Consider the following 26,049-nt stretch of genomic DNA (forward strand, 5'->3'; position numbering starts at 1 on the left):
CGGCCCCGCCGGAACCGGAGCGACGATGGCCGAAAAGAACCAGCAGCCGACCGCGAAGCGCCTGCGCGAGGCGCGGCAGAAAGGCGATGTGCCGAAGAGCGCGGAGACGATCTCGTCCGCGTTCTTCGTCGGCGTGTGCGTCGCGCTCGCGGTCGGGCTCGGCACGTTGTTCGCGCGGCTGCAGGCGCTGTTCCGGCTCGTGTTCGATGCGGCGGGCGCCACCGATCCTTCCGCGCGGCTCGCGGTGCTGATCGACGGCGCCGCGCGCGACTGGGCGCTGCTGTCCGCGCAGATCGTCGCGGCCGGGCTGCTGGCCGGCCTGCTCGCGGGCTTCGTGCAGGTGGGCGGCGTGATGGCGTGGAGCCGGCTCGTGCCGCAGCTGTCGCGGCTCAATCCCGCCGAGGGGCTGAAGAACATGGTGTCGATGCGCAATCTCGTGAACCTCGCGAAGATGCTGCTGAAGACCGTGCTGCTGGTCGCGACGCTCGGCTGGCTGATCGTCGAGTCGCTCGACCCGGCGGTGCAGTCCGGCTTCACGCGGCCGATGTCGATTCTCGCGCTGATCGTGAAGCTGCTGATGCTGCTGTTCGGCTGGGCCGCGCTGATCTATATCGTGATGGCGCTGATCGACATCGTGCATCAGCGGCGCGAGTTCAATCAGAAGATGAAGATGTCGATCGAGGAAGTGCGGCGCGAGCACAAGGAAGACGAAGGCGATCCGCACATCGAGGCGAAGCGCCGGCAGCTCGCGCGCGAAGCGCAGTTCTCGTCGCTGCCCGACCGGATCGGCTTCGCGTCGGTGGTCGTCTATTCGTCGAGCGTCGCGGTCGCGCTTTATTACGGCGGCGTCGGCACGCTGCCATGGGTGCTCGCGCGCGGCGAGGGCGAGGCGGCCGAACGGATCGTACGGCTCGCGCGCGACGCGCTGCGTCCGACGCTCGCGAACGCCGGCCTCGCGCAGGCGCTGTACGAGAGTACGCCTGAAAAGGGCACGATCCAGCAACAGCATTTCCGCGAAGTCGCGCAGTTGCTGAAGTGGGCGACCGGCGCGGCCTGACGTGCTCGAACTGTCGGGGCCGGAACATCGAAAGGCGCGCGGTTCAGCGATGCGTCGTGATGCGGACCCGTTTTCGCTTCACCGGACCGGTCGCACGCGGTGCTTGACGCCGGTTTTTTTCCGGGTTCATCCGAGATTCACCCATGAATTATTGCTGATTTATTTCTTCGTAATATGGCTCGACCGTCAGCCGGACGGCTGGGCTGCGAGGTTGCGCCGCCGCTGACGGAACAGGTCAACAGAGGCAGACAAATCAATGTGCGGAATCGACGGCTTTCTGAATAGCGTCGCCTTCGATGAGGAGACAGCGCGCGGCACGCTCGCGCGAATGACGGCGAGCCTCGCGCATCGCGGCCCCGACGGGCAGGGCCTCTGGGTCGACCCGGAAGCCGGTATCGCGCTCGGCCACCGGCGGCTTGCGATCGTCGATCTGTCGGTCCACGGCCGGCAGCCGATGGCATCCGCGTGCGGCCGCTACGTCATGGTCTTCAACGGCGAAATCTATAACCATCGCGAGTTGCGCGCGGAGCTCGGGCGCGCGGGTCGCGCACCGGCGTGGCGCGGCCACTCCGACAGCGAGGTGCTGATCGCGGCGATCGCCGCGTGGGGCATCGAGGCGGCGCTGCGGCGCGCGACCGGCATGTTCGCGTTCGCGCTGTGGAATCGCGCGTCGCGGGTGCTGACGCTCGCGCGCGACCGGATCGGCGAGAAGCCGCTCTACTACGGCCGGATCGGCGACGCACTGGTGTTCGCGTCGGAGCTCAAGGCGCTGCGCGGCTACCCGGGCTTCGACGGCACGATCGATCGCGACGCGCTGTGCCTGTACCTGCGCCAGTCGAGCGTGCCCGCGCCGCATACGATCTATCGCGGCATCAGCAAGCTGCCGCCGGGCACCTTCATCCAGTTCGAGCATGCGCGCGACACGCCGCGCCCGCGCGCGTACTGGACGCTCGAGCAGGCGATCGAAGCCGGCCGCGAGCAGCCGTTCGAGGGCAGCGCCGACGAGGCCGTCGATCAGCTCGATACGATCCTGCGCCAGGCCGTCGCGCGGCAGATGGAAGCCGACGTACCGCTCGGCGCGTTCCTGTCGGGTGGCATCGATTCGTCGGCGATCGTCGCGCTGATGCAGGCACAGTCGGCGAAGCCGGTCGACACGTTCACGATCGGCTTTCACGAGGCCGGCTACGACGAGGCCGGCTATGCGAAGGCGGTCGCGCGTCACCTCGGCACGCGGCATACCGAGCTCTACGTGACGGCTGACCATGCGCTCGGCGTCGTGCCGAAACTGCCGACGATCTATGACGAGCCGTTCTCCGATGCGTCGCAGATTCCGACCTTCCTCGTGTCGGAACTGACGCGCCGGCACGTGAAGGTGAGCCTGTCCGGCGACGGCGGCGACGAGCTGTTCGGCGGCTATACGCGCTACTTCCTGACGCCGCGCCTGTGGCGCAAGCTGCATCGCGTGCCGGCGGCGGTGCGCGCGCGGATCGCCGCCGCGCTGCATGCGCTGCGTCCCGATCATGCGGACCAGCTCGCGGCGGTCGCGCAGGGCGCATGGAGCGGCGTGGAAGCGCGCGACTCGGCGACCCGCATCGGCGACCGGCTGCACAAGCTCGGCCACGTGATGACGGCCGAGAGCCGCATCGCGCTGTACCGGCTGCTGATGTCGTCGGTGCATCATCCGGAGCGCATCGCGCTGGCCGGACAGGAACCGCCGACCCCGCTCGATACGGTGTCCGCGTGGCCCGCGAACCTGAGCTTCGCCGAGCAGGCGATGGCGATCGACACGCTCACGTACCTGCCGACCGACATCCTCGCGAAGGTCGACCGCGCGGCGATGGCGGTGAGCCTCGAGACGCGCATGCCGTTCCTTGATCATCACGTCGTCGAATTCGCATGGCGCGTGCCCGCGTCGGTGCGTTTGCCGGAAGGGCAGTCGAAGGCGCTGCTGCGCCGGCTGCTGGACCGGTACGTGCCGTCCGCGCTGATCGACCGGCCGAAGCAGGGCTTCTGCGCGCCCGTCGATCACTGGCTGCGCGGCGCGCTGCGCGACTGGGCCGATGCGTTGCTGCAGCCGTCGCGGCTGCGTGACGAGGGCTTCTTCGACGCGGCGGCGGTCGACCGGCTGTGGCGCCAGCACCAGTCGGGCCGGATGAACTGGCAGCATCAGCTGTGGACGGTGCTGATGTTCCAGGCATGGCTGGAGGCGCAGCGCGCTGCGTGAAGCGGGGTTTCGCGCACGCTTGGAGGCACAGCGCGCTGCATGAAGCGGGATGACGCGGCGCGGTTCGGAAATTCCGGGCACGGCTGGAGGCACAGCGCGCCGCATGAAGCGGGGCGACGCGGCACGCCGCGTCATCCGATGCACGTCATGCCGGCGTCGCGTCGACGCTCACTGATCGAGACAGCGCACGCACAGCCGCTTCGCCTGGCTCGCCGGCAAGCCGCGGCACATCATCACGACCGGGCGCGCATGGCACGACGGCGCGTCGGCGGAGGCCGCGGGCGACGCGAGCCTGCGCGCGCGTTCGGGCGGTGTGGTCGCGGCCGCGTCCATGCGCCGTTGTCGCGCGGGTGGCGGCGTATCGCTCACCACCGGAATCGGTTCGACGCCGCCTTCGCGCGCATTGCGTTGCGCGCTCGCGACGACGCGGCTCACGTAGCCGCTCGAGAACCCGGTCGTGAAGTTGCCGCTGTAGTAGCACGACAGCGCCGCGCGCAACGCGGCCTGCGCGGGACGGCCGGTATTCGACGAGCGCGCGAAGCATTCGGTCAGGATCGCGCCGCCCGCCCGCAGGTTGCGGCACGGTTCGAACATCGTCGTGTCGTCGAGGCCGTATTTCGCGAAGTTTCGTTCGTTTACCTGAGCGAGGCCGACACTGTAGCTGAAGCCGCGCGCGGCCAGCTCGCTCGTGGTCGCGCGCGCTTCGTCGAGCGACGCGGGCTGGCGCGTCAGGTGGCCGCCGACCACGCCGATCGCATACGGGTTGAAACCGGATTCGGTGCGCACCAGCGCGGCGAGCGTGTCGGGATCGACGTTCGGCGCGCACGCGCGCGCGAGCCGCGCGAAGCCGGCGGCGCTGCCGGCCGCGTGCGCGCTGCGCGGCTGCAGGCCCGCGCAGGCTAGCGTCAACGCCAGCACGATTAGCACGGCCGGCGCGATCACTGCGCGCAGGTTCGCCACGACGCTGCGCAACGCGCGCGCGTTCATCCCGCCCCCGCCACGCGATACGACAGCACGAGCCCGTGCACGAGCAGCGACCAGCCGTCGAGCGCGACGAACAGCAGCAGCTTGAACGGCACCGAAATCGTCGTCGGCGAGATCATCTGCATCCCGAGCGCGAGCAGGATGTTCGCGACCAGCAGGTCGACGACGATGAACACGATGTAGATCACGAAGCCGATCTGGAACGCCTTGGTCAGCTCGGCGAGCGTGAAGCTCGGCACCAGCACGAGCAGGTCGTCGTCCTTGATGCCGTCCGCGCGGTTCTTCGGCCAGACCGAGGTTGCCGTGCGCACGAAGAATTCGCGGTCGCGCTGCCGCGTGTGCGACACCAGGAAATCCTTGACCGGCGGCAGCGCGGCATCGGCGAGCGCGCCGATATCGGCGGTCGACAGCTGCCCCGACGCGTCGAAGTGGCGTGCCTGCAGCGCGTCGCGGATCGACATCCCGACCGGCGCCATGATGAACAGCGACAGGATCAGCGCGATGCCGTTCAGCACGAGGTTCGGCGGCACCTGCTGGATCCCGAGCGCGGAGCGCAGCAGGCCGAGCACGACCACGAGCTTCGTATAGCTCGTCACCATCAGCGCGGCGAACGGCGCGATGCCGAGCGCGGCGATCACCGCGATCAGCGCGACCGGATTCGGCAGGCTGCCCATCGTTCAGCGCTCGCGCGGCGCGGGCTGCGTCAGCGTGACGACGCGCACGCCGAGCTTCTGGCCGACCGCGATCAGGTGGCCGGTGCCGATCAGCATCCCGTTCGCGACGAGATGGATCACGCTCTGGTTGATGCCTTGCTGCAGCTCGATCACCGCGCCCGGTTGCAGCGCGCCGAGTTCGCCGAGCGGGATCGACGTGGGCGGCAATTCGAAACGCAGGTCGACCGCGAGGCCGTCGAGCGAGCGCGGCGCATCGTCGGGCGGCGCATCGTGCGCGCTTGCGGGCGGGGTGTCGGTGCGGGTCGGTTCCAATGGCATCTCCCTGATTCGTTCGACGGTCAGCCGGTTGCCCGACGGCCGTCCGGTGATTTCCCACGCCGGCGCGGCCGGCACCCGCGCGACGCACAGCAGGTTCTGCTCGTGCGCGCGCCAGCGCTCGATCGCGATGATGTCGCCGCCGACGACGTCGGCCAGCTCGGCCATCGTCAGCTCCGTCCGGCCGATCTCGAATACCAGCGGCACCGGCAGGCCCGCATACGCGGCGCGGGTGTCGGGCCGCGCGGCCGCCGGCGTCGGTGCTGCGAAGAACACCGCGAGCGCGTCCGGCGCATCGAACAGCAGCGCGCCGTGGCAGCGCCAGGCGCCGTCGGCGCGACGCAGCTCGAAGCGCAGCGCGGCCGGCGCGGTGCGCCACGCGGGCACGCTCGCCGGCGGCGGCAGCAATTCCACGCGCTGCCGCGTCGCGGCCTGCAACACGGCCGAGAGCGGCGCGGCGAGGTCGGCGAGCAGCGCCGCGCGGATCACGGCCGGCACGGCCGGGTCGGCCGCGTCGCCGAGCCATGCGCTTTCCGCGACCGGATCGATCCACAGCGTGCCGGCGGCCGGGCCGATGACGAAGCGGTAGGCATGCGCGTCGGCGGCCGGTTCGGCATCGACGCGCCAGCGCACCTCGTACGCGTATTCGCCGAGCGTGACCGGGACCGCGGCCGTCGCGCCGTACGCATGCGACAGCCCGCGCGCGGCGGCGGCGGACAGGCGCGGCAGCCAGGGCGACGCGTCGAGCGCGACCGCGGCCGGCGGGGGCGGGATGGCGGGCGCGGCGGCGGCCGGGGTGGCGGCGGCGGGCGGAGCCCGATTCGCGGCGTCGCCGGCGTCGGCATTCGTCAGGGACAGCGCAGGCACGGCGGGATCAGGGCGGATTCGGCGTTGGTTCGACGGGTTGTTGTGGCCGGCGGCGCAGGGGGCGCGCGGCTGCTGCGTCGATTGTAGGGACGCCGCCGGCCGCGTGCCGCGCCGGAATCCGTAGTCGTGTGCAGCGCGGGGCCGCGCGGGCGGCGGCGAGCTACGAAGCCTTTTGTCGGGGGGCGTGGCGGGTCGGCGCGGTGTCGCGGCGGCCTGGCGTGCGATAGCGCAGCCGCTAATCGACGGCGCGCGCGCTTGCATGCGACTGCCGCAAACGCGGCCGCCGCCCGATGGCGGCGGTCGTGTCGCGGCGGGGAAGGCGTGCCCGGCCACGAGACGCTCCGGGTCGCGCGTGCAGCGCCGTGGAGGAGCCTTGCCGGCGCGCCGCGCTGCGGCGGCGCGCGGGTGAGCCGCTACGCGTTACGCGTAGTCGGCGGCCAGCGCCTGCTGGGGTGCGGCGCGTAGGATCGGCGCCACATCGTGGCGTTCGACGTGCGTCATGGCCGCGCCGAACAGCACCAGCCGATAGCCGACCGCATAGATCGGGATGATCCGCAGGTTCTTGTCGTGATCGAGCTGCAGCTTCGAACGGATGCGCGAGATATGGGTGTCGAGCGTGCGCGACGACACGCCGAGCTCGCGGCCCCAGACCGCTTCCTGGATCGCTTGCCGCGGCACGATCTTGTTCATGTTGTCGAGCAGGAATTCGACGACATCGAATTCGCGCGGCGTGACGTCGACGACTTTGTTGTCGATTTCGATCGTGCGGCGCACGAAGTTGATTTTTATGTTGTCGATGTACAGGTATTTGCAATCCATGTTGGCCCTCGCATGTCCGTAAAGGAGTGTTTGCGGGTCATGTACCGCAACTTCCGGGCCAGGGACGCGCTGACAGGGATCGACGAATGGTCGGAGCGGGGTGGGCGGCGCGCCAGCGTTGAATCTAAAAGAATTTTTAACGTGGGGCGTGTGGTGTGCTTCGGAAGGGTCGGAGCAACATTGAAGGATTGTTACGTAGCATCCGGCGGGAACGTTACGGGCGTTACGGGCGGCGTAACGTGCGGAACGCGCGGTTCGCCCAGCGCGAACGGGGTTTCGGGCGGATGACGAACCCTACATTGAACCCTATCCGGGTTAGCCGTTTTTATAAGTGAATCAATAGTTTGCAGAAGATTTTTGCCGACTTGGAACCCTACATTGGAAGCCGCAGGCTCGGCAATAAAAAACCGGCCGCGCAACGTTCCCGTCACGCGGCCGGCCCGGCGTCTCTTCGTTCTGCCCGTCAAGCCTTCGCCGTATCGCCCGAATCGAACGGCAGCACGTAATGCCGCTTGCCGGTCGCCGCGAAGATCGCGTTGGCGACCGCCGGCCCGACCGGAGCGACACCCGGCTCGCCGACGCCCGTCGGCGCCTCGGCCGACGGCACGATATGCACCTCGACCTTCGGCATCTCGGCCATCCGCAGCACGTGATAGCCGTCGAAGTTGCGCTGCTCGACATGGCCGTCCTTCAGCGTGATCGCGCTGTGCAGCGCCGCGCCGAGCCCGAAGCCGATGCCGCCTTCCATCTGCGCGGCGACGATGTCGGGATTGATCGCGATCCCGCAGTCGACCGCGCACACCACGCGCTCGACCTTCACCTTGCCGTCGGCGTCGACCGACACTTCCGCGACCTGCGCGACATAGCTCTTGAACGCCTCGGCCACCGCTATCCCGCGCCCGCGGCCCTTCGGCAGCGGCTTCGCCGGATCCCAGCCGGCCTTCTGCGCGGCCAGTTCGAGCACCGCGCGCATCCGCGGCTCCTTCGCGAGCAGGTCGCGGCGGAACAGGTACGGATCCTTGCCCGCCGCGTGCGCGGCTTCGTCGATGAACGCCTCGACCGCGTAGGCCGTGTGCGAGCTGCCGACCACGCGCCACCACAGCACGGGCAGGCCGACCTTGGTGGTGGTCAGTTCGACCGACACGTTCGGCACCGCGTACGGCAGGTTCGCCGCACCCTCGACCGACGTCGCGTCGATTCCGTCCTTGACCATGAACGCCTCGAACGGCGTGCCGGCGAGGATCGACTGGCCGACGATCCGGTGGCGCCAGCCGACCAGCCGGCCGTCCGCGGTCAGCCCCGCGTCGAGCTTGTGGAAGTACATCGGGCGATAGAAGCCGCCCTGGATGTCGTCCTCGCGCGTCCACTGCAGCTTGACCGGCTTGCCGTCCGCGCCGAGCGCCTTCGCGATCGACACGGCCTCGACCACGTAGTCCGACCACGCGTTCGCGCGCCGGCCGAAGCTGCCGCCCGCATACAGCGTGTGGATCTGCACCTGCTCGGGCTTCAGGCCCGCGACCCTGGCGGCGTTGCCCTGGTCGACCGTCTGGAACTGGTCGCCGGCCCAGATCTCGCAGCTGTTCGCGGTCAGCTTGACGACCGCGTCGAGCGGCTCCATCGGCGCGTGCGCGAGATACGGAAATTCGTAGGTCGCGTTGACCTTGCGCGCGGCGCCCGCGATCGCCGCGTCGGCATCGCCGTCCTTGCGGGCCGACGCGCCGGGCTGCGCGGCGAGCTGCCGGTACTCGCGCATGAGCTGGTCCGAGCTGCGCTTTTCGGCGTTGGTTTCGTCCCAGTCGACCTTCAGCGCGTCGCGGCCCTGCTTCGCGGCCCAGAAACCGTTCGCGACGACCGCGACGCCACCCGGCACCTGCACGACCGACACCACGCCCGGCACGGCCTTCGCGGCCGTCGCGTCGAACGACTTGACCGTCGCGCCGAAGCGCGGCGGGCGCTGCAGCAGCGCGACGCGCATGCCGGGGAAGGTCGTGTCGAGCGTGAAATGCGCGGTGCCGTTCGACTTGGCCGACCCGTCGACGCGCGCAATGCGATGGCCGATCAGCTTGAAGTCGGCTGGCTGCTTCAGCGTGACCTTGTCGGGCACCGGCAGTTTCGACGCGTCGGCGACGAGCGTGCCGTAGGCGGCCGTCTTGCCGCTCTTCGCATGCGTGACGACGCCGTTGGCGGTGGTCAGTTCGCCGGCCGGCACCTTCCAGCGCGCCGCCGCGGCCGACACGAGCATCGCGCGGGCCTTGCCGCCCGCTTCGCGCAATTGCTGCCACGAGTTCGCCATGGCCGAGCTGCCGCCCGTGCCCTGCATCGTGCCGAACGCGAGGTTCGCATAGCGCTTCGCATCGGCCGGTGCGCTTTCGACGCGCACGCTCGACCAGTCCGCGTCGAGTTCCTCGGCGACGATCGTCGCGATGCCCGTGTACGCGCCCTGGCCCATTTCGACATGTTTTGCGATGACCGTGACCGTGCCGTCGGGCGTGATGCGCAGGAATGCATTCGGCGCGAAGTCGGCGGCGGGCGCCGTCGCGGCGAGCGCGCGGCGGCCGAGGCCGGCCCATTCGAAGCCGATCGTCAGGCTGACGGCGGCCGCGGCACCCACGGCCTTCAGGAACGTGCGGCGCGACGGTCGCACCGAGCCGGCGTTGTCGAGTTCGATCGTCATGGTCAGGCTCCCAGCGTCGCGGCCGCGTCGTGGATCGCGGCCCGGATCCGGGCGTAGGTCGCACAGCGGCAGATGTTGCCGTTCATCGCGGCGTCGATGTCCGCGTCGGTCGGCTTCGGGTTCTGTTCGAGCAGGGCGGTTGCCGACATGATCTGGCCGGACTGGCAATAGCCGCACTGCGGCACCTGCAGCTTCACCCAGGCGGCCTGCACGGCCTGCGCGGGCTTGCTCTCGAGGCCTTCGATCGTCGTGATGTGCTTGCCCGCGATGCCGGCGAGCGGCAGCACGCACGAGCGCACGGCCTGGCCTTCGAGATGGACGGTGCACGCGCCGCACTGCGCCATGCCGCAGCCGAACTTCGTGCCGGTCAGCCCCGCGTGCTCGCGGATTGCCCAGAGGACGGGCATCGACGGATCGGCGTCGAGCGTGACACTCTTGCCGTTCAGGACAAACGTGGTGGGCATTTTTTGTCTCCGTGGGGAAAACCCGGCATGCGCCGGATCAGGTGGCAGTGTGCGCGAACGGCCGATTTTTACGTCTACCCAATCCTGCAAATTTATTGAACAATTCTGCAAATCCCCGGCGCGGCGGCGAGCGATTCGCTATGCTCCCGCGATTCAGGGAAATCAAGCGAGGAATCCGTCATGGACATGACCGATATCGCGGCGTCGCGCGAATCCGGGCGGCGCGAACTGGCGTCGCTGATCGGCCGTTTCGCGCCGACGGACGGCTCCCACGCGACGGCCGTGCCGGCGCTGATGCTGCATCGGCATGCGCATCCGGTCGATCTCGGCTGCGGCGTGTCGCGTGCCGCGCTCGTGATCGCCGCGCAGGGCGCGAAGCGCGTGATCGTGGCCGGCCAGGCCTACGAATACGACACGCGCAATTGCCTGATTACGTCGATCGACTTGCCGATCCTCTCGCGCGTCACGCAGGCGTCGCCCGACGCGCCTTACCTGTGCCTGTCGCTCACGCTCGATCTGCAGCGCATCGTCGAACTCGCGGCCGAGATGCGGCTGCCCGAGCCCGATGCGGGCCCGGAAGGCGAGGGCATCGCGCTCGCCGAGTTGACGCCGCCGCTGCTCGATGCCGCGCTGCGGCTGTTGCGGCTGCTCGATACGCCGGCCGACATTCCGGTGATCGCGCCGCTGATCGAAAAGGAACTGCTGTACCGGCTGATGACGAGCGGGCAGGGCACGCGGCTGCGGCACATGGCCGTCGCGAGCAGCCAGACGCACCGGATCGCACGTGCGATCGAATGGATCCGCGATCACTACGCGGAGCCGATGCGCGTCGACACGCTCGCGCAGGCGGTCAACATGAGCGTGTCGTCGCTGCACCATCACGTCAAGCACGTGACCACGCTGAGTCCGCTGCAGTACCAGAAGCAGCTGCGGCTGCACGAGGCGCGGCGTTTGCTGTTGCGGCAGGGCGGCGACGTCGGGTCGGTGGCGGCGACGGTCGGCTATGAGAGCGCGTCGCAGTTCAGCCGCGAATACAGCCGGCTGTTCGGCGCGCCGCCGATGCGCGATGTCGTGCATCTGCGCAAGAAGGAATTGCTCGGCACCTGACGGGAGTGCCGGTCGTGTCGACCGCATAGGGCCCGGCTTCGTCGCGCGATGCGCGGCTCGCCGGAACGGGATGACACGCAATCGATGTGCCATGGCCGCCGCACGCAGGCGCAACGGGGCAGCGGAGCGTGCCGCCGCGCCGCGCACGAACTTCTGTTTCAAGCATGCATCCCGGAAACGGGCGAACCGATACGGAAAATACCGGCGGGATGCGAACCGACGGGCGCGAAACGCGCAATAACGCCGCGCCGCTCCGCACATTCTGCATGGATCGCGCATTTCACGACCATGTTTCGCGCGATGAGATTCGCAGTCGAAATCGATTCGAAAATGTTTCTCGCGCGCAGCGCGTGTTCTCATCCCAGCCGTTGGAGCACGATGGTTGCCGGCACTGGATGTCGGTGAATTGAAGGAAAACAGTAAAAATCGATAAAGTGTGTTCAAGGCCGCATGGCGCACCTGCCGTCGTTTTTTCCGATATGCGGCGTGAAAGCCATGTCGGCTTGCGTCGTATTTACCGGTTTTTGCCGCGCGATCGCATCGCCGGCCGATGCTCGATATCGTCGGTATTTTCACGGATGAATCAATTGCGTTTCGCGGCGGCGGGTGCGCACGTCCGGAACGATAGCGATGTCGGCCGCGCGGGTCCCGCAGAACCGGTTGTCGCGCGCTTAGATTCACGATTTTTTCGCGTACGGGAAGGCTGCCGAACGGGCTGCGGCAGGCGGTTTGCCGGGGCCGAAATGTACATCGGCCGGGATATGCGACGGTGCAGTTCTCAAGTATGAAACATCCGTTCGACACCCCCTTGCGCGAGGCTCCGCGGGCCGCGTTCGTCCGCCTTTTCCGGCATTGCTTCGCGCCATTCGATGATCGGCGCGTGCTGCCGACCGTTATCGCGATACATTCCTGAAACAAAAAATTCGATTCCCGGCGATATTGCGGGCGCCGCGAACGATACGCGACGCGCAACCATCGGTGGAATCACGCATGGCATGCCGTTTGCGATATTGGACGCACCGGCGAGCGGTCGACCTGATGCAACAAAGATGGGGGGCGGCCCGTTCGTCAATAAGCAGTCGGGGAAATAGCGATGAAGACCAGAAGCAACAACTTGATGCGCGCATTCCTTGCGCACCCGTGGGGTAGTCGGACAGCTCGGAACAGGACTCGCGATGCAGTGCCAGCTTCGCGGGTTCGTTGCCGGTTTCCCGGTATCCGCGCGTTGCGCGTGCTGGACCGCCTGTCGTTTCTCACGACAACCGGCCGACAGCCGTGCTCCCCTTCATTCAGCTCGTCCGGATGGGCCATGCTGTCCGTGCCGGACAGCTCGACGCCGAATCGTTTCCGCTCGTGCCGAGCCGTATCCGCTGCGCCGGGCCGATGCTGGCGCTGGCTGGACTAGCTCGCATACCCGTCGGCCGGATTGCCCGGAAGATCTTTGATCGGTAGCCCAGGGAGAAGCGATGCTGCCTGACTGTAATGCAGGCCCGTTATCGCCGCGATAACGCGCATGTTTTCGATGGCACTGCATTCACGGTAGATAACTGTACTCACGCATTTTCGATCGCTGAAGCGGATGCCATGTGCCGGTATGCCGTGTAAGAAAATTTCGAAAACGACTGATCCCGAATGGCGAATGCCTGTTTCCGGGTGCGTGCGTCGATTCGTTTTCCGATTGATAAATGATCGATAACTCATATCGAGAATAAATATAAAAATTTCGGAAAACTAAAAAAATACGAAACCAGGATTCGGATCGCCGAAAAATTGTGCGGCCATCGGATTCGAGGTGAATCAATTCTTTGTAATTAGATAGTGATCCTTATGTTGTGGGGATTGCTCAGGGCTGGAAAGTTGAAGGCGTGCAGCTTTCCTCGCTTGTTCCGTCCACGCCGTTATGGAGTCGACCATGAAGAAGCTTCTGATTGCAACCGCAGTTCTGGCGGTTTCGGGTGCAGCGTTCGCCGGCAGCGGCACGGTATCGACCAGCAATTCGTCGAGCGGCGGCTCGACGATTGCCGGGGTTGCCGGATTCGGCCATTTCACCGCGACCGATTCGGGTGCCGCACTCGGCGCAGCCGGTGCCACGGCTGGCGGCGGCAGCAGCGGTTCGATCTCGTACACGAGCCACGTCCAAACGTCGACGGTGGGCGGCTTCGGCTTCGGCGGCGCACAAGCGGGCGGCAACAGCGGTGCGAATGCCGGCTCGATCGGCTGGACGTATCACCACTGAGCCGCGGCGCGCAGCGTTCGTCATTGGCTGGTGGCACGGACGCCGGGTTTCGTTTCGCGAGGGCGAGCCCGGCGACCTCGCCATCAAACTTTCTCACGGCAAGGAATTGCTATGAAAGCCAAAGTCATTTTAGCGACAGCGCTCACCGTCCTTTCGTCGGCCGTATCGGCAGCCGGTCCGTCCACGACCAACCAGACGCAATCCGTTGCAGCGGGTGTGTCCGGTTCGGTGCTGGTCGGCTCAGGCAGCTATACGAGCAATTCGAATTCGGTCGCGGGCGCAAGCGCAGGAAGTACCGTGACACCCGCTGGTTCCACCGGCACGGCATCGGCCTTCCACAACTCGACTTCGACGGCCAGCGGCTGGGGCTCGAACGGGGGCGCGTTCGCGGCAGGCGGCGGTATCGGTGCCGCAGGTTCGTACGGTGGAAACAGCAGCACGAACGAGAACGCGAATGCGCTGTCGGGAGGGGTGACCGCCACGATCGTCCTCGGCGCGAACCACTACACGGCCAGCGGCGGGAGCGATCAGGGTATCGCCAACGCGGGTGCTGCCGGGTTGACGGGCAGCGGCGGGTCGGGCGCGATCGCGGGTTCGAATCACTACAATGCGTCGACCGTGTGGAGTACCGGTCCGGCTGGTTCGCCGTCTGCATCGGGCGGAAGCCAGGGGAGTTCGAGCGCGACCGGGAGCAGTCACTAGTCGGGTGCGGGGGACCAGTTTCCCAGCGACGCTGGTCTCTTTTCCGTACTGTTGTTCAAGTAAGGAGTTGGCATGAAGCAGAACCTGATTGCCGCCGCTCTGATGCTCGCGTCTCTGACGGCATATTGCGCTGACCGCGCTGCCGAGGACGTGCAATCAAATTTGCAGACGTCGAACCCTGCAACCAATCCGTCAGAACAACACACGCTTTCGTCGGGCAGTGCCATCGGCACACCGGATTCCCTGGCGTGGCCGGGAATGTCGGGCGGTTCGTGGTCCCAGCTGGGTAGCGGCTGGAAGCAGTTCGGGGAAGCGGGCAAAGCTGAAGGCATTCGGGGGAATTAGTGCGGTTGCCTGGGTCGGAGGTCAAACCTCGTCCGGAGAGTGAAATGAACAGCAACAAGATCAGGGCGGCATGTGCCGCAATGTTCGCGATGGCCGCGATCGGTGCGCAGGCGCAGACTGCCGACTCGACTTCAAGTTCGCAGTCCTCGACGTCGTCGACGGCGATCAGCCAGGGCGGCGGCTCGAGCATGAACACGAACGTCACCAGTTCGCGCGGCGGCAACGCCAGCAGTGCCAGCACGAGCGGCGTGCGCGGCAGCGGCAATTCGAGCGTGAACGTGAACGTTACGATGCCATCCAGCACGAGCGGCGGCTCGAACGTGACGCCGCAGAGCGTGAGCTCGCTCCAGTCGGCCGGCTCACCCGGCACCAACCCCTACAACACCCAGGCGTCGGAAAACGTCAACTATTCGGGTACCCAGACGATCAAGACGAACCCGTCGATCCAGGCGCCCGGCCTCACGACCACGCTGTCCGATACCTGCATGGGCTCGGTGAGCGTCGGCGTGTCGTTCCCGGGCTTCGGCGCGACGGGCGGCACGACCCTGGTCGACCAGGCGTGCGTGCGTCGTCTCGATGCGCGGGAATTCCGCGCGATGGGGTTGACCGACGTCGCGCTCGCGCTGCTCTGCCAGAGCGATGCGAACCGGCGCGCGGTGGAAGCGACCGGGCATCTGTGCCCGGGGACGACCACGCCGCTCGCGCGCTCGAATGTGGCGCCGTCCGCCGAAGCGACCGTTGCCGACGACGTGAAGTATCGCGATCCGCTCGTGCGAAACCGCATGGGCCTGCCGCCGCTCGATGCCGCCGCGCCCGTGCAGATTCGCCCGCTGGCGACGACCGCGGTCCAGGCGGCGCCGATTCCGGTTCCGGTGCCCGCGCCGTCGATGGTCGCGCCGGCCGTCAGCGCGGTGCCTGCCGCGACGCAGGCGGCCGCCGTGAAGGCATCGCAAGCGGCTGCCGTCGTGCCTGCCGTCGTCACCGCGCCGGTTGCCGCGGCAGCACCGGCGGTGAGTGCTGCGCCTGCCGTTGCACCGGCTGCGATGAGCGTGGTGCCGGCAGTTGCCCCGGCCGCGGTGAGTGCCGCGCCCGCAGGCGCACCGGCTGCGATGAGCGCGGTGCCGGGTGCCGCCATCGTTGCCGCGGGGGGCTTCGCGGACAAGGCGCCGGAATCTGCGCCAGCGGTTGCGGACAAGGCGCCGGTACCCGCGCTGGCGGCCGCTGACATGGCGCCGGAACCCGCGCCGGCGGTTGCCGACAAGGCGCCGGAACCCGCGTCGACGGTCGCCGACACGGCACCGGAACCGGCACCGGTTGCAACCGACACCGCAGCGCAAGCCCCGGCAGCGCTTGCCGTCGACGCGAAGGTGCCGGACACCGCGCAAGCCGCACCGGCCCCGGCCTACGCTGCAGCGCCCGAGCCCGCGGTCGATGCGAAGGCTGCCGAGCCGGCAACGCAGGCGGCAGCCGAAGCGCCCGCACCGGAGGCCGCGTCGCGCGCCACGGCGGCAGCCGCTGCCGACACGCCAGCCGTCGACGCAAAGGCGACCGGCTTGGTCGAATCCGCCGCCGCGCCCGCGCCGTCCGCCGACATGCCGGCCGCGCCGGATCCAGCCCCGACCGCGGCCGACCAGCAGGTCGCCCCGGCCGCGCCGGCGATGCCGGCTCCGACCGTCATCTCGACGAGCACATCGTCGTAAGCACGCGGGCGACGCTTCCGCGCGACCGGCAAGCCGGGCCGCACGGGAACGCCGGGATCCGCTGTGCGACGCACGGTGCAAGTTGGACGGGTGTTGATCCCTCCCCGAGGTCAACACCTCTTTTTGCCTGACGAGGGTACGAGGAGGCCTCAATCATGAGGATCTTTTGGGTCGCGCTGCTGCTGGTCGACACACAAGCCGCCGCACAGTCGGTTTTCCAGAATCCCGCGGTCTTTGTCATCCTGAGCGAGCAGACCCTCGCGAACGCCGCGAGCGTCCAGCAGGCGCTGACGACGCTCGGCCGCGCGGACAACACGGCATGCGTGCCGATGATGATGGTCGGCGATCCGCAGATGGTCTACATGATGCCGGAGGAGGGACACGCCCCGTCGTGGCAATCGCCGGTGTACGGCCGCGGCACGCCGTTCGAGGCGCAGAACGGGCCGACCGCGACCGGCAAGACGATCGGCGCGATGCAGCACGCGGAGGACATGCAGACACAGCCGTGGAGCGACAGCAGTGCGATCACGCAGAAGATCGCCGGCGAGTCGAACCTGTCCGCGTCGGCGCGGGTCAGCGACTGGCAGCGCAAAGGATTGAACACGATCGAGACGGCGCCCGCGACGCAAGTGACGGTGAACGGCAAGACCTACCGCACGTATCGCGAGGAACTCAACCAGGCCGCGCGGCCCGTCGTCGAACCGCAGATCTACACGCAGCGTGTCGTGTTCTGCCGATGACGAAACTTTCCGGAGCGGACATGCCGGTAGCGCCGCGTGCGGGCAGGGAGGCCCGCCGCGCACCGCTTCGCGCCGCCCGCTCCGTCAGACAACCCTATGCGGCGAGGCCATCATGAACCATTGCTGCCAGATCAGCCTGTCAGGCCCGCACGAGGACGAACGGGCCGCATACGCGCCGCCGTTCGTTGCGGCCCGGCGTCACCTAACCGTGCTGTCGCGCCCGCTCGTCTATCTGTCGCGGCGTCCCGATGCGGGGCTCGTCGACTGTCTCGCGTCGCGCGGCTGGGAGGTGTGGCGCGCGAAATCAGTTGCGGACGCATTCAATCTCGTGAAGGCGAACCGCCTGCATGCGGGCATCGTCGATTTCGACGGCTTCGCGTCGCCCGACTTCGCGTCGTTCGAGACGCTGCTGCGCGATCCGCGGATCGGCTGGGTCGCGCTCGCCGACGGCGAGCGGCTGCGCGATGCCACCATCGCGCGCCTGATTCGCCAGTGCTGCTTCGACTACGTGCGCAATGTGACGGCCTACACGACGATCGGTTATCTCGTCGGCCATGCATACGGGATGCTGAAACTGGCGGAAAGCGATCCGGCCGACGATGCCGCGCCGCCCGGCGGTGTGATGATCGGCGCGTGCGCCGCGATGCGCCGCCTGTTCGCGACGATCCGCAAGGTCGCGAACACCGAAGCCACCGTGTTCATCGCCGGCGAATCCGGCACCGGCAAGGAGTTGACCGCATCGGCGATCCACCAGCATTCGTCGCGCGCCGACGCGCCGTTCGTCGCCGTGAATTGCGCGGCGATTCCGTCGACGCTGCTGCAGGCCGAACTGTTCGGTCATGAGCGTGGCGCGTTTACCGGCGCGCATCAGCGCAAGATCGGCCGCATCGAGGCTGCGCACGGCGGCACGCTGTTTCTCGACGAAATCGGCGACATGCCGTTCGAGAGCCAGGCGAGCTTGCTGCGGTTCCTGCAGGAGGGCAAGATCGAGCGGCTCGGCGGGCGCGAGTCGATTCCGGTCGACGTGCGGATCGTGTCCGCGACTCACGTCGATCTCGAGTCCGCGATGCAGGCGGGGCGGTTCCGCCCGGACCTGTACTATCGGCTGTGCGTGCTGCGCATCGACGAGCCGCCGCTGCGCGCGCGCGGCCGCGACATCATGCTGCTCGCCGATCATGTGTTGCGGCGCTATCGCGGCGAAAGTTCGCACCGGATTCGCGGCTTCATGCCGTGCGCGATCGAGGCGATCCACAACTATGCGTGGCCCGGCAACGTGCGCGAACTGATCAACCGGATTCGTTTCGCGGTCGTGATGACGAACGGCCCGCTGATCTCGGCCGTCGATCTCCAACTGAACCAGTACACGTCGCATCGGCCGCCGACGCTCGCGGAATCGCGCCGGCAGGCCGAGCGGCGCACGATCGAGGAAACGCTGTTGCGGCATCGGCATCAGCATGCCGACGTTGCGGCGGAACTCGGCATCTCGCGCGCGACGCTGTACCGGCTGATGACCGCGCTCGGCCTGCACGGCTGACGCCGGTTGCGGCCGCGCGGCACGCGGCCCGACGTCGCGCGGCCCACGGCCCACGGCTCGCGGCTCGCGGCTCGCGGCGTCAGGCCGGCCGTTCGAAGCCCGATTCGACCCAGCGTGCGGCGCTGGCCTTGTTGAGCTTGAACCCGGCGGACACTTTCGCGTCGGCCAGCAGTTCGCCGTACGGGTCGAACGCCTTCAGTTGCGCATACGGCTCGAACTCGTCCGGCACGATGTCGAGCGTGACCGACACATCCTGCCCGTCGCCGTCCTGCACCGTCACTTCCTTGTGCAGCATCGCGCGGCGCTGCTGCTCGTGACGCATCAGCACCTCGGTCGCGGTCTTCACCAGCGTGCGGAACGCGTTCGCGTCCATCGGCTTCGGGTTCTTCTTGTCGCGACCCATGGTCCACGGGCCGACGAGCGCGGGCTCGGCTTCGCCGTCCTTGATCATCTCGACGGCCCAGCCGTCGTCGTCTTCGTTCTTGATGATGCGGGCCGTCCAGCCGTTGTCGCGCCAGAGGCCGTCTTCGTGGATGGTGATGTCGTCGGATTGCAGATCGGATTCGGTCATGGAGGAAGCGGGGAGTACGGGCCGCCGGCGAACGGGCGGGGCGCGCGGCCGGCAACGGCGCGCTGCCCCTGGCCGGTCGCCCGGAATGGCATGCAAAGGCCGCAATTTTACCCCGCGGGCCGTCGGTGCGGCCCGTGCGACCTGTAACGTTGGCTGTCAGGACGAGGGCGACACCGGCCAAACGGTCGGGCCGGCGCCAAAAATCAAACTTGTACTACGTCCCCGCAGGCCGCTCTATTCACCGTCCGATATCCCGTCCAAGCGTCGCCTCATAGAATAACGATCGAGATAAAAATATCTCGCTCGTAAATTCAACGCCACGCCGGTCGTACGCGCATTCCGCGCCGCGCGCCCGGTGAACCTTCTGGAACCGCGCATGGGGAAATTCAATATTCGCACCATCTTTGCATACGACTGGCCGTTGACGCTCGCCGGCATGGAGCACATTGCCGGCGACGTGTGCGCAATCGATCTCGTCGGTGTCTGCCGGACGCCGGACGAACTCGTCGCGACCCTCGACACGCTCGATTGCGACATCGCGCTGGTCGATTATTCGGTCCGCGGCGATGCGCAGATGAACGGCTTCGCACTGTGCGAGTGGCTGCGACGCATGCGTCCGAACGTCGGGATCGTTGCGTTGGTCGGGAACGAGAACCCGGTGATCTTCCGCTCGATTCTCTCGCAAGTCGGCGCGAGCCTCGTGAGCAAGTTCGACGAGGTGGGCCATATCGTCACTGCGATTCACTCGAGCTATAGCGGCGGTCACTATCTGTCGCCGCTTGTGCGCCGCGCGCTCGATGCGTTGGCCGGACACGAGGCGCCGCCGGTGAAGCTTTCGACGCGCGAGATCGAGGTGATTCGCCTTTATCTGGCCGGCATGCCGATCAAGGCGATCGCGCAGCGGCTGAACAAGGGCAAGCAAACGGTCAGCGCGCAGAAGATCAGCGCGATGAAGAAACTCGGTGCGAGCAACGACATCGAGCTGGTTCAGCGAGCGGCCGCGCTAGGGCTCGACGGCGGCAAGGTTGCGAGCTGCCTGGGCGGCGCGGAGCAGGCGGGGAGCCGAGAACAGGAATCACGAGCGCTATCTCGGTAGCAGTGACATTCCGGAATCTTTCTTAGGGCCGCGTCGACTGGGACAATCGTTTGGTTGTCCTTCATATCGAAAGGCTGAACGCGTGATTGTCCAGTGCGTCGGCGCTTCGTCTTGCTGACGTCTGAGGAGGGCCGATGCAGGGGGGCACTTTGCATGCCTCCCCCACGATCATCGGTCGGAACGAAAGGAAGCGCGTGCCGATATCGCTCCGGCGTTATGTGCGGCCTAGGGTTGCGCGTACATGAAAGCGACCGGCGGCCGACGCAGACCGGTTCGGGAGGCCGGCGACGCGGTTCATCAAGAAGAATGGTCAAGATATATGAAGGAATGCAGATGAGCGATTCATTTTCCGATGCGCGGCCAGTAGCAGCCGCTCGAACGGGGGCGCGCGGCGCTGAAGCCATAGCCCGAGACGGGCCGGCGCCGCGACCGAAACCGCCGCCGATCGTCGTCGGCCGCGTCGAAGGCGTGACGATGTTCGCGAAGAACACGCCACTCATCTGCATCAAGCAATTGCCCTTGCCCGGTATCGTGATCTTCGTGCATGGGGTGAATTCCGAAGGCGAATGGTTCGAGGCGTCGGAGGATGGGCTATGCAAAGGCCTGAATCGCAGGCTCGGGCGTCTGGACGATCAGATGATGTATCACGGTATCGATGCGGGGCAATTGACGCCCGCGAAGTACACGGAGAGTGTGACGCCGGATGGGTTCCTGAACCCTGATTTGCTGGCAGACAATTACATCAAGCCCGAGCCGTCGTTTTCGCCCGTCATTCATTTCCGCTGGGGCTATCGCGCGACTGCTGCGGAATTGAAGGAGTATGGCGACAAGATCTTCCTGAACGAGAAGGACTATTGGGGCGGCGGCCCGTTCACGAACGGCTGTGCCAGCCTGCCCGATCTTTGGCACGGCGGTCTGGATGATCGAACGATGGGCTGGATGACCGTGCAAGGCATCAACCCGACCAATCGGCCGCTGTACCGCGCGCCGCCTCGAGCGTATGGCGTACTCGCCGCGTTGCGCTTGGCCAGGCTGATCGAGTCGATCCGAAGCATGCAGGCCGACGTGCCGATTACCGTCGTGTGTCACAGCCAAGGAAATATCGTGGGCCTCACTGCGGCGTTCTTCGGCGACGCATTTCCCGATGTCGAAGATCCGTGGGGACGCACGGGCCACTGCGTGGCAGACGCCTACGTGCTGGCGAACGCACCGTACAGTCTCGCCAACGCTGACGGCCCGAACAAGTCCGACACATTCATGGATACATGGTCGCAACGCGCGACGAAAGACGACAGCGGCCGGCGTGGACGACAAACCTACGCCGCGCGCACGAAGACATTCGGCAAATTCCTGTCGATCATCGGCGCTCGAAAAGCTTACGAACAGCCTGCCGGCAAAATCGATGAGGACATGGAAAACGAGCGGGTCTCGCCGACGAGCAAGCGGTCTTATGCGGCGCAAGAGGATCGCGCGAGGCACGGGCTGAATGAATCGACGTATGGCCGCGTCACCGCATATTGCTGCCCGCACGACCAAGTGATTTCGGCGGTGACGGTGCAAGGGATCGGCTGGCGTGGCATCAGCAAGCACGAACTCGACGATATCGGGGCAGCCGGCATCCTGACGCAACGGGTCTTTGCTTCCGGTTTTCCGGTCGGCGTGCAGAAACCTTACCGATACTGGGAAGACGATTGGCGGCATGGCAAACAGGGAACGAAGCCGGGGTTCTGGTATCCGCCCTCGCCGCCGGCCAAATTCAATCTCGTCGGCGCGATCAAAGGAAATGAATCGGTTCTGGGCATGGCGGCGACGCTCGTGACTGCGCCACTCATGTTCGTCGTGACCGGCATCAGTTCGGCATTGAACATGCTCCGCGTGAACGCCGATCCGCCGAAGGGCTGGACAGTGGTGGCGGATGCCCCGGCGCTTGACGAACCTTTCCCGCCGAAGGCCTTGCGATTCGGCAAGTCAGTCGAGACCAAGGACGGCGACGCGATCAGCGACTTCAACGAAGGCAACGATCCGCCGGCTGCATGGCGCGATGCGAACAAGGACGATGCAGAAAAGCGAGCCGACGACCCCTACGACCAGTACAAGGCGAAGAACCGGGACAGCATCGCTCAAGGTACGGCCTCAACGGAAGCCGGACAGCGTTACGAGGACCGCGCGCTGATGCGAATGGAAGCGCGTCGGACGTTGAACACCGAATGGCTCGACGGCGACGGCCACGTGATCGGCGAGGACGGCAAAAGCGCGATGCCCGAAGGCTACAAGGATTGGCGCGACAAACAGATCGTCGATTGGCTCGATCGCGGTGCGACCAACAGCCCGACGAATCACTCCACGACGATGACCAATCCCGAGCATGCCGAAAAAGCGCTTTCGTACGACGTTGCGGTGGGCCTGTGCTACATCACGCCCGAACAACTCTACGACTTGCGCATCGAGGCGGACTGGCGGATGGGTGAAGGTATTCCGGATGACAATCCAAACAAGAAGTATTACGAATATTTTTCACGCGGAAAATTCGACGACTTGCCGCTGCATGAATGGGTACAGACCGAGGGCAGCGAAGGAAATATTCCCGGCGCGATCGTGGATCAACGTGAAGGAGAACTTTATTTGAAGGTCGGGGGTGTGATTTGAAGGCGCTAATCGCTACATGGCCGCGACGTGTCGCTATTGCCGTTTCGGCATGGCTGATTACCGTCGTGCTCATGGCCATGCTGATGGCTTACGTAGAGCACCCCGATCCGGCACATGTGGAAATAGGAGATTGGATGAAACGCTTCATTGTTGTACCTGGCCTGGCTGCGCTCATGGTGTTTCTGTTCACCACAGCACTAATGCGTCCCGCGCAAGCCGCGCCTGAGGCAGAAACTGCAGAGAGTGCAGTGTCATTGACTGAAGAGCCCGCTAGGCCGTTCGTCGCGCAGGTTGTCGGCATGATTTGGTTGAACCCGTTGCAACGTATGGACTACCCGACCGAATGGCAATTATTGTGGACGCAAGGGCTTGTTACGCCGAACAAAAATGATGACATGGTGCGCACGAAACCCGAAAAGTTTTCGTCCCTTCGCTCGATCGGGGCACTCGTTTACGGCAACCGCGGAACAGAGACTTTCAAGGGTTTTTACCACAAGTACATGTACAAGTTTCCGCTCCTACTTAGCTCACGCTACGCATCCAATCCAAAATATTTCTACACGGTGAGCCCGGTCAATAAAAAGGACTGGCGCGAACTGGCGGGCATTCGTGTCGAACTTGCCATTCCGAATCGACTCGAAATCGAAGACTCGCAAACCTACTTGCAAGATTCGATCCGAAAGACGTTCTCGATCGGCAATCGACATTTCCCGACGATGTGGAGCCGCGACACGCCTCCCGACGTGCAAATCACTCAAGGCGGCGCAAACGCCGGCTTCACATCGCTGAACAACGCGCTGGATTACTTGCAGGCGAACCCCGACAAGACCGTATGGGCAATGAACTGGGACGCTCCTAACTTCCCGCCCACGGATGCGCAGATCAACGAGAACCTCGTCGTGCTGTTCCTCGCCGGCCCGAACTTCAACACCGAGCGCGAGCCGCTAGCCTGGATCGGCAAGGCCGCAACCGGCAACACGCACGATTTTTCGCCGAAGGTCGGCACGACGCGAACGGTGCAGGCATGGAAAGCCACGATCGACGAAGCAGCACGCAACGCCGGTGTCGCGGTCACGGACCTGAATTACATCGTCCACGACGCAGGTGTACCCAGCGACGCAGCGTCGTTACGCGTTGTCTCGCTCGCGCAGACCTTGACCGAAACCCTTCCGGAATACGACCACAGGAATCAGACGTTCAACACGGCAGCACTCCTCGGCGACATGGGAACCGGCAGCGCGTTGACCGACGTCGCACTCGCAATCGGCCGGATCAACCATTTCGGCGGCAACGCTTTGGTCGCAGGCACGACCGACCCCGAGCACCCCGTCGCGGTCGTCGTCAGACCACCGTCGAAGCTCACTCCGATCGATCCGGACCAAGACTGGTTCCGCGCACGCGGTGGAAACAACGCGTACCTCCCTTGGTGGGGGCGTCGACACGACACCGATTACGGCATGCAGGGCTATTCGTGGTGACGTAAGGCAGCGCTGTGGCGTGATTGCTTCGCTTGCGGATTCGCAACGTGTCGGAACGCGATCGACTGGACACATGACCGGTCGACAGTTCCAACGAGTGTGGCTACGAGATGCCGTCAATCGCGACGCCGAACGGAAGCGGATTCAGCGGTTGGCCGTGTTGAGGTACACGCCACTCCCGCCCTCCGGCGCGACACGCGCGGAAGGGCGGGGCAGGACCCCGGCCGTCAAACCGGCAACGCGAACCGCGTAACGGCGTCGCGCAGCGCTTCGGCTTGGTCGCGCAGCGAATGCGCGGCCGCCGCGGCTTCCTCGACGAGTGCCGCGTTTTGCTGCGTGACCTGATCCATCTCGCCCACTGCACGGTTGACCTGCTCGATCCCCGCGCTCTGCTCGCGCGATGCATGGCTGATCTCGTCGAGGATCTCGTTCACGCGCCGCACCGACTGCACGATCTCGGCCATCGTCTCGCCCGCGTTCGTGACGAGCGTCGCGCCGTGCCCGACGGTTTCGTTCGATGACTCGATGAGCGACTTGATCTCCTTCGCGGCCGTGGCCGAGCGTTGCGCGAGCGAGCGCACCTCGGCCGCGACCACCGCGAAGCCGCGGCCCTGTTCGCCCGCGCGCGCCGCTTCGACGGCCGCGTTCAGCGCGAGGATGTTGGTCTGGAACGCGATCCCGTCGATCACGCCGATGATGTCGCCGATCTTGTGCGAGCGGTCGGTGATCTCGTTCATCGTGCGCACGACATCGTCGACCACCTCGCTGCCGCGCGTCGCGACTTGCGCGGCCTGACCGGCGAGCGTGGCGGCCTGCGCGGCGCTGTCCGCGTTCTGCTTCACGTTCGCGGTCATCTGATCCATGCTCGACGCGGTCTGCACGAGCGCGGCCGCCTGTTCTTCGGTGCGCTGCGACAGGTCGGTGTTGCCCGACGCGATCTCGCTCGCGCCGACGTTGATGTTCTCCGTGCCCATCCGTACGCGCGACACCATGTCGATCAGTCCGCTCTGCATCGTGTGCAGCGCATGCAGCAGGCTGCCGCGGTCGTCATGCTTGACGTTCACGCGCGCGGTCAGGTCGCCCTGCGCGATGCGCCGCGCGGCGTCGAGCGCCACTTCGAGTTCGCCGCCGAGGTTCGCGCGCACGCTTTTCAGCACGAGCACCATCACGGCGGTCGCGATCGCGCCGAGCACGGCCGTCATCGCGAGCCAGCGGCCGACGCTCGCGAGCACGGCCGACCGCACGTCGTCCATGTACATGCCCGTCACGAGATACCAGTCCCACGGCGCGAAGCGCTGCACCGCACTAGTCTTGTCCTGCGGCTTGTCGGCACCCGGCTTCGGCCACAGATACTCGACGAAACCCTTGCCCCCTTCCATGTTGCCGGCCTTCACGATCTCGACGAACAGATGCTTGCCGCTCGGATCCGCGAAATTCGACACGTCCTTGCCGTTGAGCTCGCTCTTGATCGGATGCATCACGATCACCGGCTTCGAATCGTTGATCGAGATGTAGCCGTCGGTGCCGTAGCGCATCGCGGCGATCGCCTCGAGCGCCTTCTGCTTCGCGTCGGCCTCCGGCAATGCATTCTGTTGCGACAGCTTGTAGTAGTGGTCGGCGACGTTCGTTGCCTGCGCGACCAGCGACGCAAGCTGATCGCGGCGGTCCGTGATCATCGACGCGCGCGTCTGCCACGCGCCGATGCCGGCGATCACGAGCAGACCGAGCCACAGAATGACGATCATCGAGGCGAGTTTCTGATTCAGGGAAAGGGTGCGCATGGGTAGTGAGGTCGGTCGGTCGAACAGGCGCGCCG

At 66.3% G+C, this 26,049-nt stretch carries 21 protein-coding genes; 12 read left to right on the forward strand and 9 right to left on the reverse strand.

What is annotated here, in order from left to right; all coding sequences use genetic code 11:
• Positions 1-25 precede the first annotated feature (25 nt).
• Together U4Z64_RS09315 and asnB are read left to right on the forward strand one after the other, a co-directional pair.
• Positions 26-1,057, forward strand: a complete 1,032-nt coding sequence (locus U4Z64_RS09315) for an EscU/YscU/HrcU family type III secretion system export apparatus switch protein (RefSeq protein WP_321819788.1) — start codon at positions 26-28, stop codon at positions 1,055-1,057.
• A 256-nt stretch (positions 1,058-1,313) separates the two neighbouring features.
• Positions 1,314-3,281 carry an asparagine synthase (glutamine-hydrolyzing) gene (asnB, locus tag U4Z64_RS09320; RefSeq protein WP_321819789.1) on the forward strand — a complete coding sequence of 656 codons (1,968 nt, stop codon included), beginning with the start codon at positions 1,314-1,316 and terminating at the stop codon, positions 3,279-3,281.
• Positions 3,282-3,449: 168 nt separating this feature from the next.
• On the opposite strand, the gene U4Z64_RS09325 is transcribed toward asnB, so the two are convergent.
• From U4Z64_RS09325 to U4Z64_RS09350, 6 genes are all read right to left on the reverse strand, one after another.
• Entirely contained in the window at positions 3,450-4,268 is an 819-nt protein-coding gene (locus U4Z64_RS09325) for a lytic transglycosylase domain-containing protein (protein ID WP_321819790.1), read from the reverse strand.
• The gene (gene sctR / locus U4Z64_RS09330) at positions 4,265-4,939 is read right to left on the reverse strand and encodes a type III secretion system export apparatus subunit SctR (protein WP_044847619.1); all 675 of its coding nucleotides are present in this window, start codon (positions 4,937-4,939) and stop codon (positions 4,265-4,267) included. The genes U4Z64_RS09325 and sctR overlap by 4 nt, the downstream gene beginning before the upstream one ends.
• 3 nt (positions 4,940-4,942) lie before the next feature.
• Complete coding sequence (gene sctQ, locus U4Z64_RS09335) at positions 4,943-6,121, reverse strand: type III secretion system cytoplasmic ring protein SctQ (protein ID WP_321819791.1); 1,179 nt, start codon at positions 6,119-6,121, stop codon at positions 4,943-4,945.
• Positions 6,122-6,541: 420 nt separating this feature from the next.
• Positions 6,542-6,940, reverse strand: coding sequence for a winged helix-turn-helix domain-containing protein (locus tag U4Z64_RS09340; RefSeq protein WP_044846633.1), 399 nt, complete (start codon positions 6,938-6,940; stop codon positions 6,542-6,544).
• A gap of 463 nt (positions 6,941-7,403) precedes the next feature.
• The gene (locus tag U4Z64_RS09345; RefSeq protein ID WP_321819792.1) at positions 7,404-9,614 is read right to left on the reverse strand and encodes a xanthine dehydrogenase family protein molybdopterin-binding subunit; all 2,211 of its coding nucleotides are present in this window, start codon (positions 9,612-9,614) and stop codon (positions 7,404-7,406) included.
• Positions 9,615-9,616: 2 nt separating this feature from the next.
• Entirely contained in the window at positions 9,617-10,078 is a 462-nt protein-coding gene (locus tag U4Z64_RS09350; protein ID WP_044846636.1) for a (2Fe-2S)-binding protein, read from the reverse strand.
• 180 nt (positions 10,079-10,258) lie between these two features.
• Here U4Z64_RS09350 and U4Z64_RS09355 point away from each other — a divergent pair, with 180 nt between their 5' ends.
• The gene (locus U4Z64_RS09355) at positions 10,259-11,185 is read left to right on the forward strand and encodes an AraC family transcriptional regulator (protein ID WP_321819793.1); all 927 of its coding nucleotides are present in this window, start codon (positions 10,259-10,261) and stop codon (positions 11,183-11,185) included.
• Positions 11,186-11,963: 778 nt separating this feature from the next.
• Here U4Z64_RS09355 and U4Z64_RS09360 read toward each other — a convergent pair.
• The gene (locus tag U4Z64_RS09360) at positions 11,964-12,323 is read right to left on the reverse strand and encodes a hypothetical protein (RefSeq protein WP_321819794.1); all 360 of its coding nucleotides are present in this window, start codon (positions 12,321-12,323) and stop codon (positions 11,964-11,966) included.
• Positions 12,324-13,097: 774 nt separating this feature from the next.
• On the opposite strand from U4Z64_RS09360, the gene U4Z64_RS09365 reads away from it, so the two are divergent.
• From U4Z64_RS09365 to U4Z64_RS09390, 6 genes are all read left to right on the forward strand, one after another.
• A complete protein-coding gene (locus tag U4Z64_RS09365; RefSeq protein WP_321819795.1) occupies positions 13,098-13,421 on the forward strand; it encodes a hypothetical protein in 324 nt (107 codons plus the stop codon).
• A gap of 111 nt (positions 13,422-13,532) precedes the next feature.
• A complete protein-coding gene (locus U4Z64_RS09370) occupies positions 13,533-14,123 on the forward strand; it encodes a hypothetical protein (RefSeq protein ID WP_321819796.1) in 591 nt (196 codons plus the stop codon).
• A 72-nt stretch (positions 14,124-14,195) separates the two neighbouring features.
• Complete coding sequence (locus tag U4Z64_RS09375; protein WP_321819797.1) at positions 14,196-14,468, forward strand: hypothetical protein; 273 nt, start codon at positions 14,196-14,198, stop codon at positions 14,466-14,468.
• Positions 14,469-14,512: 44 nt separating this feature from the next.
• Positions 14,513-16,168, forward strand: a complete 1,656-nt coding sequence (locus U4Z64_RS09380; RefSeq protein WP_321819798.1) for a chemotaxis protein CheA — start codon at positions 14,513-14,515, stop codon at positions 16,166-16,168.
• Positions 16,169-16,323: 155 nt separating this feature from the next.
• On the forward strand, positions 16,324-16,908 hold the full coding sequence (locus U4Z64_RS09385; protein ID WP_321819799.1) for a hypothetical protein: 585 nt from the start codon (positions 16,324-16,326) through the stop codon (positions 16,906-16,908).
• A 112-nt stretch (positions 16,909-17,020) separates the two neighbouring features.
• Positions 17,021-18,442: a sigma-54 dependent transcriptional regulator gene (locus tag U4Z64_RS09390; RefSeq protein WP_321819800.1), complete on the forward strand. Its 1,422-nt coding sequence runs from the start codon at positions 17,021-17,023 to the stop codon at positions 18,440-18,442.
• A gap of 79 nt (positions 18,443-18,521) precedes the next feature.
• Here U4Z64_RS09390 and U4Z64_RS09395 read toward each other — a convergent pair whose 3' ends face one another.
• A complete protein-coding gene (locus tag U4Z64_RS09395; RefSeq protein WP_321798950.1) occupies positions 18,522-19,013 on the reverse strand; it encodes a hypothetical protein in 492 nt (163 codons plus the stop codon).
• A 376-nt stretch (positions 19,014-19,389) separates the two neighbouring features.
• Between U4Z64_RS09395 and U4Z64_RS09400 the strand changes: the two genes are divergently transcribed.
• The 3 genes from U4Z64_RS09400 (at position 19,390) to U4Z64_RS09410 (ending at position 24,233) form a co-directional block, all read left to right on the forward strand.
• Complete coding sequence (locus tag U4Z64_RS09400) at positions 19,390-20,109, forward strand: response regulator transcription factor (protein ID WP_321819801.1); 720 nt, start codon at positions 19,390-19,392, stop codon at positions 20,107-20,109.
• A 333-nt stretch (positions 20,110-20,442) separates the two neighbouring features.
• Positions 20,443-22,755: a hypothetical protein gene (locus U4Z64_RS09405; RefSeq protein ID WP_321819802.1), complete on the forward strand. Its 2,313-nt coding sequence runs from the start codon at positions 20,443-20,445 to the stop codon at positions 22,753-22,755.
• Between the two features lie 134 nt (positions 22,756-22,889).
• Complete coding sequence (locus U4Z64_RS09410) at positions 22,890-24,233, forward strand: virulence factor (protein ID WP_321819803.1); 1,344 nt, start codon at positions 22,890-22,892, stop codon at positions 24,231-24,233.
• Positions 24,234-24,460: 227 nt separating this feature from the next.
• Here the strand turns inward: U4Z64_RS09410 and U4Z64_RS09415 are convergent, their stop codons facing one another.
• Complete coding sequence (locus U4Z64_RS09415) at positions 24,461-26,014, reverse strand: methyl-accepting chemotaxis protein (RefSeq protein ID WP_321798954.1); 1,554 nt, start codon at positions 26,012-26,014, stop codon at positions 24,461-24,463.
• Between the last annotated feature and the right edge of the window lie 35 nt (positions 26,015-26,049).

This window comes from Burkholderia sp. BCC1996 (assembly GCF_905339955.1).
Taxonomy (GTDB): Bacteria; Pseudomonadota; Gammaproteobacteria; order Burkholderiales; family Burkholderiaceae; genus Burkholderia.